Source organism: Actinoallomurus soli (assembly GCF_024055715.1).
In the GTDB taxonomy this organism is placed as follows: Bacteria; Actinomycetota; Actinomycetes; order Streptosporangiales; family Streptosporangiaceae; genus Actinoallomurus; species Actinoallomurus soli.
Map to the genome: position 1 here is coordinate 16,175 of NZ_JAMXMV010000034.1, position 16,232 is coordinate 32,406.

Below are 16,232 nucleotides of genomic sequence, written 5' to 3' on the forward strand. Positions count from 1 at the left end.
TCCCGGCGACCCCTCGGACAGGAAGGAAGGCAGCGCGCCCGGCCGTCACGGCGACTGCCGGGCGCGCGACCCCGAGATGCACGACAACTCCATGACCAGGCGCCGCGCGTTGATCGCCGGAGCCGGGGCGGCCTTCGCCACGGCCGGCCTGACCGGGACCGCACGGGCCGCCGGCCGGACCGTACGCCCCGCGGTGACCCTGACGCCGGAGCAGCAGGCCGGGCAGCGGGTCATCTACTCCTACTCGGGCACGACCGTGCCGCAGTCCCTGCTGGACGCGATCGCGGCGGGCAAGGCCGCGGGCGTCATCTTCTTCGGCGACAACATCTCAAGCCTCAGCCAGATCGCCTCCGTCTGCGCCGACCTCCAGGAGGCGAACCGGTCCAGCCCGGTCACCGCGCCCCTGCTGCTGATGACCGACCAGGAGGGCGGCCAGGTACGCCGGCTGCCGGGCGGCCCGACCATGTCGGAGAAGCAGATCGGCCAGTCCGCCGACCCCGTGGCGGCCGCCACCGACGCCGGAGACCAGGCCGGCCGCCTCCTCGCGAGCGTCGGCATGAACGTCAACCTCGCCCCGGTGCTCGACGTGTACCGCACCGCCGGTGACTTCGACGACCAGTACGGCCGGTCCTACAGCAAGGACCCGGCCGTCTGCGGCCAGTGCGGCAGCGCGTTCATCCGCGCGCAGCAGGCGGTCGGCGTCGCGGCGACCGCCAAGCACTTCCCGGGCCTGGGCCCGGCGAGCAAGACCCAGAACACCGACAACGGGCCGGTCACGCTGAACGTCTCGGCGTCGAACCTGCGGTCCATCGACGAGGCGCCGTACGGTCCGGCGATCGGCGCCGGCGTCAAGCTGGTCATGGTGTCCTGGGCGGTCTACCCGGCGCTGGACGCCAAACTGCCCGCCGGCCTGTCGCCGACCATCGTGCAGAACGAACTGCGCGGCAGGCTCGGCTTCACCGGGGTGACGATCACCGACGCGCTCGTCGCCGGCGCGCTGTCGAACTTCGGCACCACGGCGCAGCGGGCGGTCTCGGCCGCGAAGGCCGGCATGGACCTCCTGCTGGTCTGCGGGGAGGACCCGAGCTACGCCCAGAGCGCGGTCACCGGCCTGGCCGACGCCCTACGGAACGGACAACTCGGCCAGAGCGCGTTCGACGCCGCCCGGGCGCGTGTGACGAACCTGCGGACCGGCCTGGCCTGACGCCGGCGGGCGGGGCGCGCGCGGACCGGCCGCGCGCGCCGCCGCCCGTCGCCGCGCCGGCGCGGTGTGGCCCGGGCGCCGGTCGTGGTCAGCCTTCTTTCGCCTCAGGGAGCAACGGCCGCATGAAGGTCCGTTCGTAGCGGAGCACACACCCGCTCTCGTCCCTGATCCGATCGGCCTCGACGAAGTCGGGGTCGACGCCGAAGAGGCCGCGGTACTCCTCATAGGCGGCGAGGCTGGGGAAGCTGAACAGGGCCAGGGCCTTGTCGCTCGCGCCTTCGGCCGGCAGGAAGTACCCGTGGTGCGTGCCGCCGTGGAGATCGACCAGCTCCATCCAGCGGCGGCCGAAGCGCTCGAACGCGTCGATCTTCGCGGGATCGATGACGTACTCGACGACACAAGTGATCACAGTTGACCCTACATCGCCGATGATCACTTGCGGCCCCGCCGGCGGCGGCCGGTCGCGTCTTCCCCGACATGGGCGCGGGTGCACCGATGAGTCGGGGGCGCGATGAAGGTCGGTACTCCTGAGCAGTTCGCACGGACCGAAGGAGGAACGGCCATGGCGAAGTTCGTGACCATCGGGTATGGCGACCAGGAAGGTTACGACCGCACCGACGCGGCGATCCGCGACCAGGCGCACGCGCATGACACTCGCCTGCTCGCGGCGGGAGCCGACATGGGGGTCGCCGGCTCGCCCGTACAGGTGCGGAACCACGACGGTGCCGGCCTGGCCGTGGAGCACGGATCGTTCATGTCGTCCGCTCTCCCGGTCGCCGGATTCGCGATCATTGAGGCGGCGACGCTGGAGGAAGCCGTCGAGCTCGTGTCACGGACCCCGTGCGCGGTCGCGCACGGGGTCGTCGAGGTGTGGCCGTTGCGGGAAGCGCCGTAGGCCGCCGGCTCGACGCGGAGAGCCGTGCGGCGCGATGATGGCAACGGCCCGGTAGGCCCGCCGGTCCGCGCCGGGTCAGGCGGGCAGCCGGCCGGCGGGGGAACCGGCCGCGCAGCGTCCCGCCCGGGATACGAGGTGCGGGTCCGGGGCGACGGGCATCATCGGCTCATGGCGCCCGATGACGGCTATCTTCTGGACGACCGGCAGGCCGAGGCCGGGACGCGCTTCGACGCCCTGGCGACGTTGGTCGACCCGTGGACGTTCCGTCATATCGATGACCTGGGCATCCGGGAGGGATGGCGCTGCTGGGAGATCGGAGTGGGCGGGGCCTCGGTGCTCCGATGGCCGGCCGACCGGGTGGGCGCCACAGGTCGCGTGCCGGCCACCGACATCGACGTGTCCTGGGCTCGGCGAGCGGCGGGCCGGCGCCGGCCCGTCACGGGCTGATCCCTGGCGATCGCGGCCGTTAGGACGCAGCGATCGCCAGGGGGGAACGACGGGCGGCCGCCGGCGGACGTCACGCCTTCGCCACGTGGGCCAAAGGCTCGCCGCGCAGGTGGCGGGCGACGTCTTCGGCGAGGATGCGGGCGGCGTTCGCGGCGGTCTGGCGGCTGGCGCCGGCCAGGTGGGGCGTCAGCACGACGCCCGGCGTGGTCAGCAGCCGCGACTCCACCGGGATCGGCTCCTCGGGGAAGACGTCGAACGCGGCGCCGAACAGGTGACCGCCCTCGATGGCGTCGCAGACGGCCTCGTAGTCGAGGAGGGCGCCGCGCGCGCAGTTGACGATGACGGCGCCGGGCCGCATCGCGGCGATCTGGGGCGCGCCGATCATCCCCGTGGTCTCCGGGGTGACGCGGGCGTGCAGCGTGACGACGTCCGATCGGGACAGCAGCTCGTCGAGGGAGACCAGCTCGCCGACGGTGGTCTCGGTCAGGTACGGGTCGTGGATGAGCACGTGCGCGCCGAGGGCGGCGAGCATCTGGGCGACCCGGTGGCCGACCGCGCCGCCGCCCACCAGCCCGACCGTGCTGCCGGACAGCTCGATGCCGACCTCGTCGTAGCGGTAGTAGTCGCTGCGCCAGCGGCCGGCGGTGAGCTCGGCGTGGGTCTGCGGGATGCGGCGCGCGGCGGCGAGGATCATGCCGAGGGTGTGCTCGGCGGTGGCGCCGGCGTTGCGGCCGGGCGCATAGCAGACGGTCACGCCGTGCTCGGCCGCCGCCTCCAGGTTCGCGTTGACCGGGCCTCCGCGGCCGATCCCGATCAGCTTGAGCTTCGGGCACGCCTCGATGACGCGGCGGGTCAGCGGCGCCATCTGGGTGAGGCAGATCTCCGCGCCGGCGAGCGCCTCGATCATCTGGTCCTCGGTGCCGGACGCCTCGTCGACCTCGGCGACCCGGCCGAACGGCACGATCGGCCAGTCCAGGGTGATCTCGGCGAACTCCAGTTCACGCGGGGCCCGGGCCCGTACGGCGTCGATGAGGAGCCGGTTGAGGACGAAGTGGTCTCCTGCCGCGAGCAGGCGGGTGGTCATGCGGTCTCCCGGACGGCGTTGAAGCTTTCGATGGGGGTGTTGAACTCCAGCAGGGCGGCCTCCTCGCGGGTGAGGCGGATCTCGGTCAGCGCGCAGTTGCGCACCGACGGGAAGATGCGCCGGTAGTCGCGGAGCGGCGCCCCGATCAGCTCGCACAGCGCGAGCCGGATGGCGGTGGTGTGCGCGACGACGAGGACCCGCTCGCCGGGGTACCGGTCGACGAGGTCGTACAGGCAGCCGGTGAACCGGCGCACCGCCTCGGTGGGGTCCTCGCCGCCGGGGAGGTGGTCGGCGACCGGGTCGGCGCGGAACGCCCGCAGCGCGTCCGGGAACTGCTCGTGCATCTCATCGTGGGTCAGCCCCTCCGCGTGCCCGAAGTCCAGCTCGCGCAGCCGCTCGTCGACGTTCGCGGGCACGCCGAGGACCTCTGCGCAGGCGGTCGCGGTCAGCTGGGCGCGGGTGAGATCGGAGGTCCAGACGGCGGCGAGCCCGGCCGTCTTCGCCCAGGCGGCGAGCTGCTGTGCCTGTTCGAGGCCGCGCGCGGTCAGTGCGACGTCACTGACGCCCGCGTAGCGATTCTCCGCGTGCCACTCGGTCTCTCCGTGGCGGACGAGGACGAGCTGGGTCATCGTGACGTTCCTTCCTGAGTCGGCGCCGCCCGGTCGGACGCCGCGCGTGCGCGTGCGTGGGCGGCCGTGGGCGCGGGCAGCCAGCCGCGCCGTTCCAGCTCGCCCACCAGGCGCAGGTACCCATCGTCGAACCGGTCGGCACGCGGGCCCGGGTCGATCGTTTCGCGGACCGCGACCATCTCGGCGGCGACCTCGGCGACGCGGCGGCCCGGCGAGGCGGCCAGGACGGCGGCGCCGAGCGCGGGTTCGGGGTCGGCCGGGAGGATCACCGGCCGGCCGAGGACGTCGGCGCGGAGCCGGCACCAGTACGCGCTGCGCGCCGCGCCGCCCGTGAGGGTGATGTCGCCGCCGGTGGGCGCGCCGAGCAGGTCGAGGTGGTCGAGGCACAGGCGTTCGATGTACGCGACGCCCTGCAGGACCGCGGCGTAGTCGTCGGCCTCGTCGCCGGTGCCGCCGAGCAGGAAGCCGCGGGCGTCCGGCGCCGCGAACGGGAACCGCTCCCCCTCGGAGACCAGCGGGTACGCGAGGGCGCGCGCGGGCTCGTGCCGCTCCGCCAGCCGGTCCAGCTCGCGCAGGTCACGGCCGGCGAAGTCGCGGGCGAGCACGCCGGCGCCGGTGCTCGACGCGCCGCCGGGCAGCCATTCGCCGTCCGGCGCCCGGTGGGAGTACACCGCGCCGTACGGGTCGTGGACGAGCTCTTCGGTGACGCCCTTCAGCACGAGCGTGGTCCCGAGCACGGAGTTCCACGAGCCGACGGTCAGCCGCCCGGCGCCGAGCTGCGCGGCGCAGCCGTCGGTCATGCCGGCGATGATCGGGGTGCCCCGGGGAATGCCGGTGGCCTCGGTCGCGGCCGCGCACACCGTGCCGATGCGGGTGCCGGGCCGTACGAGGTCCGGCAGGGTGTCGGCGGGTACGCCGAGGGCGTCCATGACGCCGGCCGGCCAGGTCTCCTCGATCAGGTGCGCGCCGGTCTTCAGCGCGTTGCTGAGGTCGGCGGGCACGGCGTGGCCGGCCAGCCGCCGGTTGACGAAGTCGACCTGGTGGGCGAGGCGGGCCGGCCCCTGGTGCCGAGCCAGCAGCCACAGCAGCTTCGGCAGTGCCCACGCGGGCTGCATCCGCCGGTAGCCCAGCTCCGCCCACACCGCGGCGCCGGCCTCGTCGGCCCGGCGGGCCTCTTCGGTGGCGCGCGTGTCGTCGTACATGAGGCCGGGCGTCAGCGGCGTCCCGTCGGCGTCGGTCAGCAGGATCGTCCCGGAGGTGCCGTCGACGGCGACGGCGCGCACCGCGCCGGGGGGTACCTCGCGCAGCGCCCGCCCGCAGGCGGCCGCGGTCGCCCGCCACCAGTCCTCGGGGTCCTGCTCGTGGCGGCCCGCCGCACGCCGTCCGGTCAGCGGCTCGGCACCGGCGCCGGCGATCCGGCCGGAGGCCGTGACGGCGACGACCCGTACGCTCTGGGTGCCCAGGTCGACGCCGAGCCAGACCTCGTCGCCGCTCATTCGGCTCCCCCGCGCAGGCTCGCGAGCGTCGGCCACGCCGCCGCGGTCGCGCCGCGCACCTCGAGGAACGCCTCGTACGTGCGAGCGTAGCGCTCGGCGTTCGCGGGATCCGGTGCGAAGACCTCGCCGGGCCGGACGTAGGCGCCGGCGGCCTCGCGCTCGCCGTCGGCCCGGCCGGTGGCCACCGCGCCGACGATGAACGCGCCGCGCGCGCCCGCCTCGGCATCCGCGCCGCGGACGACGGGGACGCCGGTCACGTCGGCGAGCATCCGCAACCACGCCGTGCTGGCCGATCCGCCGCCGCTGACCCGCAGCTCCACGGGGCGTTCGCCGGAGGCGGTCAGGCAGTCGCGGATCACCAGGCACAGCCCTTCGAGGACGGCGCGGGCCAGGTGTTCCCGGTCGTGATCGATGGACAGCCCGAGGAACGTCCCCCGTGCGCTCGGGTCCAGGAACGGCGCCCGCTCCCCCGCCGGTGACAGGTACGGCAGGAACAGCAGGCCGTCCGCGCCCGGCGGGCACTGCTCGGCCAGCAACGACAGCGCGGCGGGGTCACCGCCGAGGCCCAGCATGCGGCAGGCCCAGTCGATCACCTGGCCCCCGGCGAGCGTCGGGAACGCCCGCAGGTAGCGCCGGTCGAGCGCGACGGTCAGCCCGGACGGATTCGTGTCGAGCAGCGGCTCGTCCAGCACGATCTCGGTGCACAGCGTGGTGCCGAGGATCGTGCAGGCCTGACCGGCCTCGACCGCGCCGACGCCGATCGCGGTGGACGCCACGTCGTACGGGGCGAGGACCACGGGCGTGCCCGCGGGCAGGCCGAGCTCGCGAGCGGCGGACGCGGTCAGCGGGGCGACGCGGCGCCCGTCGCCGCGCAGCTCGGGCAGCAGCGGCCGGGCCCACTCCATCCCGTACAGGGCGAGGAGCTCGTCGGAGTAGGCCCGCTCGCGGATGTCCATGAACGGCGCCGAGCCGTCCGACAGGTCCGCGACGGGTTCGCCGGTCAGCCGCAGGAAGACCCAGCCGCCGCAGGTCAGCGAGGCGGCCGAGCGCGTGAGCCGGTCCGGGTCGCGCTCGCGCAACCAGGTGAGGATGGCGTTCGGCAGGCCGGCGAAGGTCAGCGACCCGTTGCGGCGGAACGCCTCCTCCAGCACGCCCTCGCGCGCCCAGCGCTCGACGATCGGCCCGGCCCGGCCGTCGTTCCACAGGATCGCCGGACCGGTCGGCTCCCCCGCCGCGTCGACCAGCCAGGACCCGTCGCCCTGCGCGGTCAGCGCCAGGTGGCCGACCGGGGTGCCGAGGCGTTCGAGCACCCGCCGCACGCCGCGCACGACGGCCTGCCAGACCTCGGCCGGGTCCTGCTCGGCGTGGCCGGGGGCCGGGTTCCGCACGGTGGTGTTCTGGCGTTCGACCACCAGCTCGGCGCCGTCGTCGCCGTAGCCGACCGCCTTGATCATCGTGGTGCCCGCGTCGACGCAGATGACCGCCATGGCCGTTCCCTTCCTCGTCTCGTTCGGGTCCTCACGCGCGGCCGTGGGAGGCGCGCGAACGCCGGGCCGCCGCGTCCAGTGCCACCGCGAGCAGCAGCACCGCCCCGGTGACCATGTAGCGGAAGGAGGAGTTGAGGTTCAGCAGGGTGAGGCCGCTGGAGATGGACTGGATCACCACGATGCCCAGCAGCGCCGCGAAGGCGTTGCCGCGCCCGCCGAACAGGCTGGTGCCGCCGATCACCGCGGCGGCGATGGCGTTGAGGTTGACGTCGCCGCCGCCGGTGCTCTGGTTCGCGGCGGCGAGGCGGGCCGCGGCCAGCACGCCGCCGACCGCCGCGAGCGAGGTGCACAGGACGAACACCGAGGTGTAGACCGCCTTGACGTTGATGCCGGCCCGGCGGGCCGCCTCGACGTTACCGCCCACCGCGTAGATCGACTTGCCGAACCGCGTCCGCGCCAGCAGGTAGTGGGTGGCCAGCACCAGCGCCAGGAACAGCACGAACATCCAGCCCACACCCCGGGCGCGGCCGAGGTACCACACCGCCACCCCGAGACCGGCCAGCAGCACGGCGCTGCGCAGCACCAGCCCGCGCAGCGACGCCGCGGGCAGCCCGGCGTTCCGCCGCGCCCGGGCCCGCAGATATCCGGCGGCGAACAGCCAGCCCGCCGCGACGACCACGAGGGTGTACGAGAGCCAGGCGGGCAGGAAGTCGAGCTGGGCGAAGGTGACCAGGCCCGAGTCGTACGGCAGGTTGATCGACCCCTTGCTCCCGAGCACCCACAGCTGCACGCCGAGGAAGCCGAGCAGGCCGGCGAGGGTGATGACGAAGCTGGGCACTCCGAGCCGGTTGAACACCAGCGCGTACAGCAGGCCGATGATGGCGGCGGCCGCCACCGAGGCCGGCACGGCGAGCCAGGGCGACAGCCCCTGGTCGACGAACAGGATGGCGGTGAGGGCCGCCGCCAGGCCGCTCAGCGAGCCGACCGACAGGTCGATCTGCCCGACCAGCAGCATCAGCCCGACGCCGAGCGCGATGACGCCGACCGGCGCGCACTCCAGGGTCAGGTTGACCAGGTTCACGCTGGACAGGAAGACCGGGTTGAGGATCTGCATCACGGTCCAGATCACGACCAGACCTGCCACGACCGGGACGACGCCGAGGTCGCCGCCGCGGAAGCGCGCGATGAGCGCCCGCAGCCCGACGGGTTCCTCCGGCTCGTACCGTCCCTGCTCGGCGAGCGGCGGCGCGGTGCTCAGGTCACTCATCGCCGGCCCCTTCCTTCGCGCCCGCCGGCACCGTGCGGCGCGCACGCCTCTTGCGTCGGGTGACCGCGTTGTCCGCCGCCCCGGTGATCGCGGTGACGATCTGCTCGGTGGTGGCCTCGACCGCGTCGAAGACCCCGTTGTTGCGGCCGAGGCGCAGTACGGCGACCGTGTCGGCGACCGACAGCACGTCGTCCATGTTGTGGCTGATCATGATCACTCCGTGGCCGCCTTCGCGCAGCCGGTCGATCAGGTTGAGGACCTCGGCGGTCTGGGCGACGCCGAGTGCCGCCGTGGGCTCGTCGAGGATGACGATCTTCGGGTCGCCGAGCAGCGAACGCGCGATCGCCACGGTCTGCCGCTGGCCGCCCGACAGCGCGGCGACGGGGACCGACAGCTTCGGGATCTTCGCGGACAGCCGCCGGAGCAGCTCGCGCGAGCGGACCTCCATGGCGACGTCGTCCAGGCGCATCCCGCGCAGCTCCCGGCCGAGGAAGAGGTTCTCGATCACGTTGAGGTTCTCGCAGAGCGCCAGGTCCTGGAAGACGGTGGCGATGCCGAGTTGCTGCGCCGCGGCCGGGCTGGGGATGGTGACCGGGCGCGAGTCGAACGTGATGGTTCCCGCGTCGGGCTGGTGGACCCCCGACAGGGTCTTGACGAGGGTGGACTTCCCGGCGCCGTTGTCGCCGACGACGGCGACGACCTCACCGGCCGACACGTCCAGGTCGACGTCGGTGAGGGCGGCGACGGCACCGAAGGTCTTGCTGATGCCCCGCAGCGACAGCAGCGGGCTCGGTTGGGAAGGCGATGGGGACATGCTGATCCTTCGTTCGTACGGCCGAAGCCGCCGGCGCCCCGTCCGCAGGCGCCGGCGGACCGCTACTTGATGCCGAGCTTCGCGCAGGCCGCGGCGTACGTCGGGGTGCAGACGTCGGAGACCTTGAGGGCGCCGCCGGGGCCGAGCAGGACCTTGGCGATGTTCTGCTGCGTGACCACGGTCGGGGTGAACAGCTGGGACGGCGTGTTGAACAGCGTGGTCTGCCCCGCGGGGGGCTTGCCCTGCAGGAACTCGTTCGCCACGTCGGCGGCGGCCTCCGCCACGATCTTGATGGGCTTGGAGATCGTGTTGTACTGGTCGCCCGCGATGATCCGCTGCGCCGCGGCGAGCTCGGCGTCGTTGCCGGTCACCGGGGGTACGGGATCACCGGCCGCCTTGAACGCGGCGATGGCGCCGCCGCCGGTGCCGTCGTTGGCCGCGACGACCCCGGCGATCTGCCCGTTGAACTTGCTGATCTGGCCGCTCACCCAGTCCTGCGCCTTGGCCGGCTCCCACCCGGGCGTGTCGTACTCGGCGAGCAGCTTGAGCCCGCTGTTGTCGACGGCGCTGTGAATGCCCTTCTTGATCAGGCCGGCCGCGGCGTCCGTCGGCGAACCGTTGACCTCGAGGATCCCGCCCTTGGCGTTCGCCTGCTTGAGGTGGTCGACCAATGACTGGGCGATCAGCGCGCCGATCTTCTCATTGTCGAACGACACGTAGTAGTCGGCCTTGATCGCCGGGATCGGCCGGTCGTAGGCGATCACCGCGACCTTCTGCGCCTGCGCGGTCCGTACGATCGAGGCGGCCGCCGCGGAGTCCACCGGGTCGATGACGATGGCCTTGACGCCCTGGGCCAGCACCGAGCCGGCCTGTTGCTGCTGCTTCGAGGCGTCGGCGCCGGCGTTCTGGTACAGCACCGTGCACCCCGGGCACAGCTGCTTCATCTTGGCCTTGAACAGCGGCGCGTCGTACATCTCGTACCGGGTGGAGGCGATGTCCGGCATGAGGAAGGCGACCTTGGCGTTCTTGGCGTCGCCGGAGCCGCCGGCGCCGCCGGAGCCCTTCTGCGAGCAGGCCGCGGCGGCGGTGAGGGCGGTGAGGGCGGCCATCGCCGCGGCGGCCGTTCTGAGACGCGGCATTGTCACGTTCTCCTCCGATGGTTCGGGGGCGAGGAGGCACGGCGGCCAGCGGAAGCCGCCTTCGAGGTGACGAACGAAACACCCGAGAGCGTGAACGTGTCAAGAGTTGCGTCGTTCTTAACGGGTGATTGTGTTATCGAATGTTACGAACGCAGCGGCACGTCGCCTCTCCACCCCGTCGTATCCCGCCACTGCGGCGGTCACCGCGAACGCGGGGTGTATGTTACGTTCCACACCGAATATCACATCCGGGTGCAGGGGGAAGGACCGCAGGTGGCAGAGGACGCGACGGCACCGGCCGCCGGCGAGGGCGCGGGCGCGCGAGAGCGCCGGGAGAAGATCCGTCAGCGCGTCGTGGACGAAGGCTTCGTGCACGTCAAGAGCCTCGCCGAGGCGTTCGACGTGAGCGTGATGACCATCCACCGCGACCTGGACATGCTGCAGAGCAACGGGTGGCTGCGCAAGGTACGCGGCGGTGCCACGGCGCAGCCGTCCGCGATCTACCACGGCGACGTCCGCCACCGCCTGCAGGCGATGGCCGAGGCCAAACGGCAGCTCGCCCAGGCCGCGGCCGAGCTCGTCTCCCCCGGATCGTCGATCATGATCGATGAGAGCACCACCGGCCTGGCCGTCGCCGAGCTGCTGCCGTCGCTGGGACCGCTCACCGTGATCACCAACTTCCTGGCCGCGGTGAACCTCCTGGCCGGCAAGCCCGGCATCGACCTGATCGCGCTCGGCGGCGCGTACTACCCGGCCTACGACGCCTTCCTCGGCCTGCGCACCAGCGAGACCATCCGCTCACTGCACGCGGACGTGCTGTTCATGTCCACGACGGCGATCACGAACGGCCACTGCTACCACCAGTCGCAGGAGACGGTCGCGGTGAAGCGGGCGCTGATGGACTCCGCGGACCGCCGCATCCTGCTCGTCGACCACAGCAAGTTCACCAAGAACGGCCTGCACCAGCTCGCCGCCCTGACCGCCTTCGACCTCGTCATCGTCGACTCCGAGACCCCGCAGGACCAGGTGGCGGCGCTGCGCACGCGCGGCGTCCAGCTGCACGTCGCCGGCTCCGCGGCGCCTCCGCTCTGAGATCCTCTCGGGTTCGGGGGCCCGGCGCCCGCTCGGCCTCGGCGCTCCTCCGGACAGGACTCCGGGGAGCCCGGCGCGTGCGGCCGAGTTGTAACGCGCGCGACATCGTGCGGCCATCGGCCGCTGGCGCGGCGGCCAACCGGGCCGCGGACGATGCCGTCAGACATGAGGCGGCTCATTTCGATGGCGCTGGCGGGGGTCCTGGCGATCGGCGTCGTTATCGCGATCGTCGAGGGACGCGGATCATCGCATGGGACGATCACGATCCGCGGGGTGATCGGCTCGGAGAAGCAGGCGTTCTTCGGCGATCCCCAGGTACGTGAGGCGTTCGCCCGCAAGGGGGTGAGGGTCGAGGTCGATCCGGCCGGATCACGGCAGATCGCCACCTCGATCGATCTCGCGCGGTACGACTTCGCCTTCCCCTCCAGCGCGCCCGCGGCCGACCGGATCCAGCAGGCGCGCCGGATCACCATGAGGTACACCCCGTTCAGCTCCCCGATGGTGATCGCGACGTTTCAGCCGATCGCGGACCTGCTGGCACGGGAGGGCGTCGCCCGGCACGGCGCCACCTGGACCTTCGACATGTCGCGGTACCTCCGGCTGGTCGCACGGAGGACACGGTGGGACCAGGTGCCGAACAACACCGCCTATCCGGTGCGCAAGGACATCCTGGTCTCCACGACCGACCCCCGCAGTTCCAACTCGGCGGCCATGTACCTGGCCATCGCCTCGTACGTCGCCAACGGTGACACGGTCGTGCGCGGCGGCGCCGCGGAGAGGAAGGTGCTGCCGCTGCTGTCCGGGCTGTTCCTCGACCAGGGCTACACCGAGAACACGACGGAGGGCCCGTTCGAGGACTACCTGTCGCTCGGCATGGGCAAGACGCCCCTGGTCTGTGCGTACGAGGCGCAGTTCGTCGACGCCGGCGTCCGAGGCCGGCTACGGCCCGGCATGGTGCTGATGTATCCGTCGCCGACCGTGCAGTCCGCGCACACACTGGTGCCGCTCGACGCGAAGGGCGACCGTGTCGGCCGGCTGCTGACCACCGACCCGGAACTGCAGCGGCTCGCGGCCCAGCACGGATTCCGGACCGCCGACCCCGCGCGCTTCGCGAAGCTCACCGCCGACCACCGGATCCCGGTCGCGACCGACCTGATCGACGTGGTCGACGTCCCCTCCTACGACACCCTCGAGCACCTGCTGGACGGTGTCGCCAAGTCGTACGGCTAAGGAGCCTCGATGGCAGCTGAGGATCTCATCCTCACGCCCCCCGAACCCGTGGCCGCCGTCCCGGCGGACCGCGCGGAGACGCTGATCCCGATGGAGGACGCCCAACGTGACGAGCTGACACGGCGCGCGCGGACGTACGTGGACGATCTCGCGGCGCTCGATCCCCGCAGCCCGGAGTTCATGAGCAGGATCGGTCAGGTGGCCGCGCTCGGCGACGGGGAGATCCGGGCGTCCGCGCAGGCGGCGAACAGGATGCTCGGCCGTTCGGTGGCCGCCCTGTCGGGGGCCAAGGGCGAGTCCGCGGACGCGCAGCAGCGCGTGGCCAAGGGCCTGGTGGAGCTGCGGCGCACGGTCGAGGATCTCGATCCCAAGGACGTCGGCAAGGTCACCGGCCGTCGGTTGCTGTCGAAGCTGCCGTTCGGCAGGTCGCTCCGCGACTTCGTCTCCCGCTACCAGTCGGCGAACGTCAACATCAACAAGATCGTCACCGCGCTGCGTTCCGGCCAGGACGAGCTGCGCCGCGACAATGCCGCCATCCAGAACGAGCGCGCCGCGCTGTGGGCCACGATGGGCAAGCTCCAGGAGTACGCGGTGCTCGCGCAGGCGCTCGACGAGGCCATCGAGCCCGCGATCACGGAGACGGCGGACGAGGAGAAGGCGAACGCGCTGCGCGCCGACGTGCTGTTCCCCGTACGCCAGAAGCGGCAGGACCTCCTCACCCAGCTCGCCGTCTGTGCCCAGGGCTACCTCGCGCTGGACACCGTGCGCCGCACCAACGACGAGCTGGTCAGGGGCGTGGATCGGGCCGCGTCCACGACGGTGTCCGCGCTGCGGATCGCCGTGACCGTCGCGGCCGCGCTGTCGAACCAGAAGCTCGTCATCGAGCAGGTGAACGCCCTGCGGGCCACCACCGAGGACATCATCCGCACCAACGCGGAGCTGCTCGCCGGGCAGAGCGGGGAGATCCAGCGGATCGCCGCCGATCCGGCCGTCGGCGTGCAGACGCTGCGGACGTCGTTCGAGCAGATCTACCGCACGATCGACGCCGTCGACTCGTTCAAGGCCCAGGCCGTGACCAACATGCAGGCCACGGTCGACGCGCTCGGCGCGGAACTGAACCGGGCGTCCGCGTACCTGAGCCGGGCTCACGAGCGGAACGAGCTCGAATCATGACCGGAGGCCGCGCACGGGCATGGCGCGTCGTCGCCCGGCTCACGGCCGCCGCGGTGCTGGCGGTCGTCACGGGCTGCAGCGGCGGCACCGACGACGCCGGCAGACCCGGCACGCTGCGGATCCTCGCGGGCAGCGAGCTGTCCGACCTGGAGCCGATCCTCCGCGCGGCGACGAAGGCCACCGGGGTCGGCGTGAAGCTCGACTACGCCGGGACCCTCGACGGCGTCCAGCAGGTGCTCGGCGGTCAGGCGGACGCGCGGTACGACGCGGTCTGGTTCTCCTCCGATCGCTACCTGGCGGTGCACCCGGACGGCCGGTCCCGGCTGGGCCCCTCCGTGAAGATCATGTCTTCGCCCGTGGTCCTGGGCCTGCGCGCCTCGGTGGCACGCCGTCTCGGCTGGGATCGCACCAGGCCGACCTGGGCCGCGATCGGCGCCGCCGCGTCGGCCGGGAGGTTCACCTATGGCATGACCGACCCCGCGTCGTCGAACTCCGGTTTCTCCGCGCTCGTCGGCGTCGCCGCCGCGCTGTCGGGTACGGGCGCGGCGCTGGACGGGCCGACCATCGACCGGGTCGCACCCCGGTTGAAGGGCTTCTTCACCGCGCAGCGGCTCACGGCGGGCTCCTCCGGCTGGCTGTCGGACACCTACGCGCGGGACCCGTCCCGGGTCGACGGCCTGATCAACTACGAGTCCGTGCTGCTCGGCCTGAACGCCTCCCGGCGGCTCCCGGAGCCGCTCACCATCGTCTACCCGAGCGACGGCGTCGTCACCGCCGACTACCCGCTCACGCTGCTGTCCTCGGCGGCCGGACGGTCGGGGGACGCCTTCCGCAGGCTGACCGGCTACCTGCGGCGCGCCGAGGTCCAGCGCAGGATCATGACGCAGACGCACCGCCGGCCGGCCGACCCCGATGTGCGCCCGGCCGCCGAGTTCGCGGCCCAGCCGCCCGAGCTGCCGTTCCCCGCCCGCGCGGACGCGGTCGACGCCCTCATCGACGCCTACTTCAACCGGCTCCGCCGGCCGGCGCGCACGATCTACGTGCTCGATGTCTCCGGCTCCATGGAGGGCGCGCGGCTGGCGTCCCTGAAGGCCGCGCTGACGGCGCTGACCGGTGCGGACACCACGCTCGCCGGACGCTTCCGGCGGTTCCACGACCGCGAGGAGGTGACGCTGCTGCCCTTCAGCACCCGGCCCGGAACTCCCGCGACCTACGTGCTGCCCGAGAGCCGGCCCGAGGCGGAACTCGCGCGGATCCGCGCGTTCACCCAGGGACTCGCCGCCGGAGGCGGTACCGCGATCTACGACAGCCTGGAGCGGGCGTACTCGATGGCCGAGCAGTCGGCGGCGCGACGGCCCGACCGGTTCACCTCGATCGTCCTGATGTCGGACGGTGAGAGCAACAGGGGCGCGTCGGCCGACTCCTTCCGCGCCTGGTACGAGGGACGGCCTCCGCAGGCACGGCGGATCCCGGTCTTCCCCGTCCTGTTCGGAGAGGCGGCGACCGGGCAGATGACCACGCTGGCGCAGCTCACCCAGGGCAGGACGTTCGACGCCCGGACACAGTCACTGTCCGAGGTGTTCAAGGAGATCCGTGGCTATCAGTGACCGGCTCGTCCGCTACCTCGGGTCCACGAAGAACCTCGTCGGCTCGGCGGGCGGCCTGGCCGGGCTGGGCCTGCACTTCACGGGTCTCGCCGGGCCGTACTGGCCGCTCATCGTGGTCGGTCTGTACGGCGCGGGGGCGCTCGCCGCACCACCGCAGAGGGTCACCCTCGTCATCGACGACACCGTCGCCCGGACCGGACGGCTGCGCGCCGATCTCGACGGGCTGCTCGCCCGCGCGGGTGAGCACCGCCTGCCCGCGGAGGCTCGGGAACGCGTCGACGTCATCGCGTCCGTGCTCCGCGACGTCCTGCTCCGATCCGACGTGCTGAGCGACTCCCCCGACCTGATGTACGAGGTGTCCCGCGCGGTCCGGACCGACCTGCCGACCAGCCTCGAGACCTACCTGAACCTGCCCCGGTGGTACGCCGTCCGCCGTACCGGCCATGGAACGGCGGGCGAGGAGCTCATCGCCCAGCTCGACCTGATCACGGCGTCCGTGATGAGGACCGCCGAAGCCGTCTACGACGCCGACCACCGGCGGATGCGCGACCACACGCGCTACCTGCGCGACCGGGAGCCGGACGACGACCTCGGGTCGCCGCCGCGGGCCGGATGACGGGTCTGCGGGCGAGGGCCGTGAGCCGCCGCGGCCGGGGAACCGGCGGTGA

The 16,232-nt window shown here is 72.7% G+C and carries 16 protein-coding genes; 8 read left to right on the top strand and 8 right to left on the bottom strand.

Features of this window, described 5'->3' with window-relative positions; genetic code table 11:
- Positions 1-91: 91 nt before the first annotated feature.
- Complete coding sequence (locus tag NDW01_RS39950) at positions 92-1,204, top strand: glycoside hydrolase family 3 N-terminal domain-containing protein (RefSeq protein ID WP_252829744.1); 1,113 nt, start codon at positions 92-94, stop codon at positions 1,202-1,204.
- Positions 1,205-1,292: 88 nt separating this feature from the next.
- Here the strand turns inward: NDW01_RS39950 and NDW01_RS44135 are convergent, their stop codons facing one another.
- Positions 1,293-1,613 carry an NIPSNAP family protein gene (locus NDW01_RS44135; RefSeq protein WP_252829745.1) on the bottom strand — a complete coding sequence of 107 codons (321 nt, stop codon included), beginning with the start codon at positions 1,611-1,613 and terminating at the stop codon, positions 1,293-1,295.
- Between the two features lie 153 nt (positions 1,614-1,766).
- Between NDW01_RS44135 and NDW01_RS39960 the strand changes: the two genes are divergently transcribed.
- Entirely contained in the window at positions 1,767-2,099 is a 333-nt protein-coding gene (locus NDW01_RS39960; protein ID WP_252829746.1) for a YciI family protein, read from the top strand.
- Positions 2,100-2,267: 168 nt separating this feature from the next.
- Positions 2,268-2,546: a hypothetical protein gene (locus NDW01_RS39965; protein ID WP_252829747.1), complete on the top strand. Its 279-nt coding sequence runs from the start codon at positions 2,268-2,270 to the stop codon at positions 2,544-2,546.
- Positions 2,547-2,616: 70 nt separating this feature from the next.
- On the opposite strand, the gene NDW01_RS39970 is transcribed toward NDW01_RS39965, so the two are convergent.
- From NDW01_RS39970 to NDW01_RS40000, 7 genes are all read right to left on the bottom strand, one after another.
- Positions 2,617-3,630, bottom strand: coding sequence for a 2-hydroxyacid dehydrogenase (locus tag NDW01_RS39970; RefSeq protein ID WP_252829748.1), 1,014 nt, complete (start codon positions 3,628-3,630; stop codon positions 2,617-2,619).
- Positions 3,627-4,259 (bottom strand): histidine phosphatase family protein, encoded by a 633-nt coding sequence (locus NDW01_RS39975; RefSeq protein WP_252829749.1) that lies wholly within the window; start codon positions 4,257-4,259, stop codon positions 3,627-3,629. Before NDW01_RS39975 ends, NDW01_RS39970 begins: the two co-directional genes overlap by 4 nt.
- Positions 4,256-5,755, bottom strand: coding sequence for an FGGY-family carbohydrate kinase (locus NDW01_RS39980; RefSeq protein WP_252829750.1), 1,500 nt, complete (start codon positions 5,753-5,755; stop codon positions 4,256-4,258). The genes NDW01_RS39975 and NDW01_RS39980 overlap by 4 nt, the downstream gene beginning before the upstream one ends.
- Complete coding sequence (locus NDW01_RS39985; RefSeq protein WP_252829751.1) at positions 5,752-7,242, bottom strand: FGGY-family carbohydrate kinase; 1,491 nt, start codon at positions 7,240-7,242, stop codon at positions 5,752-5,754. The genes NDW01_RS39980 and NDW01_RS39985 overlap by 4 nt, the downstream gene beginning before the upstream one ends.
- 31 nt (positions 7,243-7,273) lie before the next feature.
- Positions 7,274-8,509 (bottom strand): sugar ABC transporter permease, encoded by a 1,236-nt coding sequence (locus tag NDW01_RS39990; protein ID WP_252829752.1) that lies wholly within the window; start codon positions 8,507-8,509, stop codon positions 7,274-7,276.
- Entirely contained in the window at positions 8,502-9,323 is an 822-nt protein-coding gene (locus NDW01_RS39995; RefSeq protein WP_252829753.1) for an ATP-binding cassette domain-containing protein, read from the bottom strand. The genes NDW01_RS39990 and NDW01_RS39995 overlap by 8 nt, the downstream gene beginning before the upstream one ends.
- Positions 9,324-9,385: 62 nt before the next feature.
- Positions 9,386-10,462: an ABC transporter substrate-binding protein gene (locus NDW01_RS40000; protein ID WP_252829754.1), complete on the bottom strand. Its 1,077-nt coding sequence runs from the start codon at positions 10,460-10,462 to the stop codon at positions 9,386-9,388.
- A 273-nt stretch (positions 10,463-10,735) separates the two neighbouring features.
- On the opposite strand from NDW01_RS40000, the gene NDW01_RS40005 reads away from it, so the two are divergent.
- The 5 genes from NDW01_RS40005 to NDW01_RS40025 all read left to right on the top strand — a co-directional run bounded on the left by NDW01_RS40005 (position 10,736) and on the right by NDW01_RS40025 (position 16,180).
- Complete coding sequence (locus NDW01_RS40005; RefSeq protein ID WP_252829755.1) at positions 10,736-11,554, top strand: DeoR/GlpR family DNA-binding transcription regulator; 819 nt, start codon at positions 10,736-10,738, stop codon at positions 11,552-11,554.
- Positions 11,555-11,719: 165 nt separating this feature from the next.
- Complete coding sequence (locus NDW01_RS40010) at positions 11,720-12,784, top strand: substrate-binding domain-containing protein (RefSeq protein ID WP_252829756.1); 1,065 nt, start codon at positions 11,720-11,722, stop codon at positions 12,782-12,784.
- A 9-nt stretch (positions 12,785-12,793) separates the two neighbouring features.
- Complete coding sequence (locus NDW01_RS40015; RefSeq protein WP_252829757.1) at positions 12,794-13,957, top strand: toxic anion resistance protein; 1,164 nt, start codon at positions 12,794-12,796, stop codon at positions 13,955-13,957.
- Positions 13,954-15,564: a vWA domain-containing protein gene (locus NDW01_RS40020; protein WP_252829758.1), complete on the top strand. Its 1,611-nt coding sequence runs from the start codon at positions 13,954-13,956 to the stop codon at positions 15,562-15,564. The genes NDW01_RS40015 and NDW01_RS40020 overlap by 4 nt, the downstream gene beginning before the upstream one ends.
- A complete protein-coding gene (locus NDW01_RS40025) occupies positions 15,551-16,180 on the top strand; it encodes a hypothetical protein (protein WP_252829759.1) in 630 nt (209 codons plus the stop codon). Before NDW01_RS40020 ends, NDW01_RS40025 begins: the two co-directional genes overlap by 14 nt.
- The last annotated feature ends 52 nt before the right edge of the window (positions 16,181-16,232 follow it).

Coding starts and splice junctions, on each gene's coding strand:
- NDW01_RS39965 (WP_252829747.1), top strand. CDS start 2,268: ATGGCGCCCGATGACGGCTATCTTCTGGACGACCGGCAGGCCGAGGCC.
- NDW01_RS39970 (WP_252829748.1), bottom strand. CDS start 3,630: ATGACCACCCGCCTGCTCGCGGCAGGAGACCACTTCGTCCTCAACCGG.
- NDW01_RS39995 (WP_252829753.1), bottom strand. CDS start 9,323: ATGTCCCCATCGCCTTCCCAACCGAGCCCGCTGCTGTCGCTGCGGGGC.
- NDW01_RS40015 (WP_252829757.1), top strand. CDS start 12,794: ATGGCAGCTGAGGATCTCATCCTCACGCCCCCCGAACCCGTGGCCGCC.
- NDW01_RS39985 (WP_252829751.1), bottom strand. CDS start 7,242: ATGGCGGTCATCTGCGTCGACGCGGGCACCACGATGATCAAGGCGGTC.
- NDW01_RS39980 (WP_252829750.1), bottom strand. CDS start 5,755: ATGAGCGGCGACGAGGTCTGGCTCGGCGTCGACCTGGGCACCCAGAGC.
- NDW01_RS39950 (WP_252829744.1), top strand. CDS start 92: ATGACCAGGCGCCGCGCGTTGATCGCCGGAGCCGGGGCGGCCTTCGCC.
- NDW01_RS39975 (WP_252829749.1), bottom strand. CDS start 4,259: ATGACCCAGCTCGTCCTCGTCCGCCACGGAGAGACCGAGTGGCACGCG.
- NDW01_RS40020 (WP_252829758.1), top strand. CDS start 13,954: ATGACCGGAGGCCGCGCACGGGCATGGCGCGTCGTCGCCCGGCTCACG.
- NDW01_RS39960 (WP_252829746.1), top strand. CDS start 1,767: ATGGCGAAGTTCGTGACCATCGGGTATGGCGACCAGGAAGGTTACGAC.
- NDW01_RS39990 (WP_252829752.1), bottom strand. CDS start 8,509: ATGAGTGACCTGAGCACCGCGCCGCCGCTCGCCGAGCAGGGACGGTAC.
- NDW01_RS40000 (WP_252829754.1), bottom strand. CDS start 10,462: ATGCCGCGTCTCAGAACGGCCGCCGCGGCGATGGCCGCCCTCACCGCC.
- NDW01_RS40010 (WP_252829756.1), top strand. CDS start 11,720: ATGAGGCGGCTCATTTCGATGGCGCTGGCGGGGGTCCTGGCGATCGGC.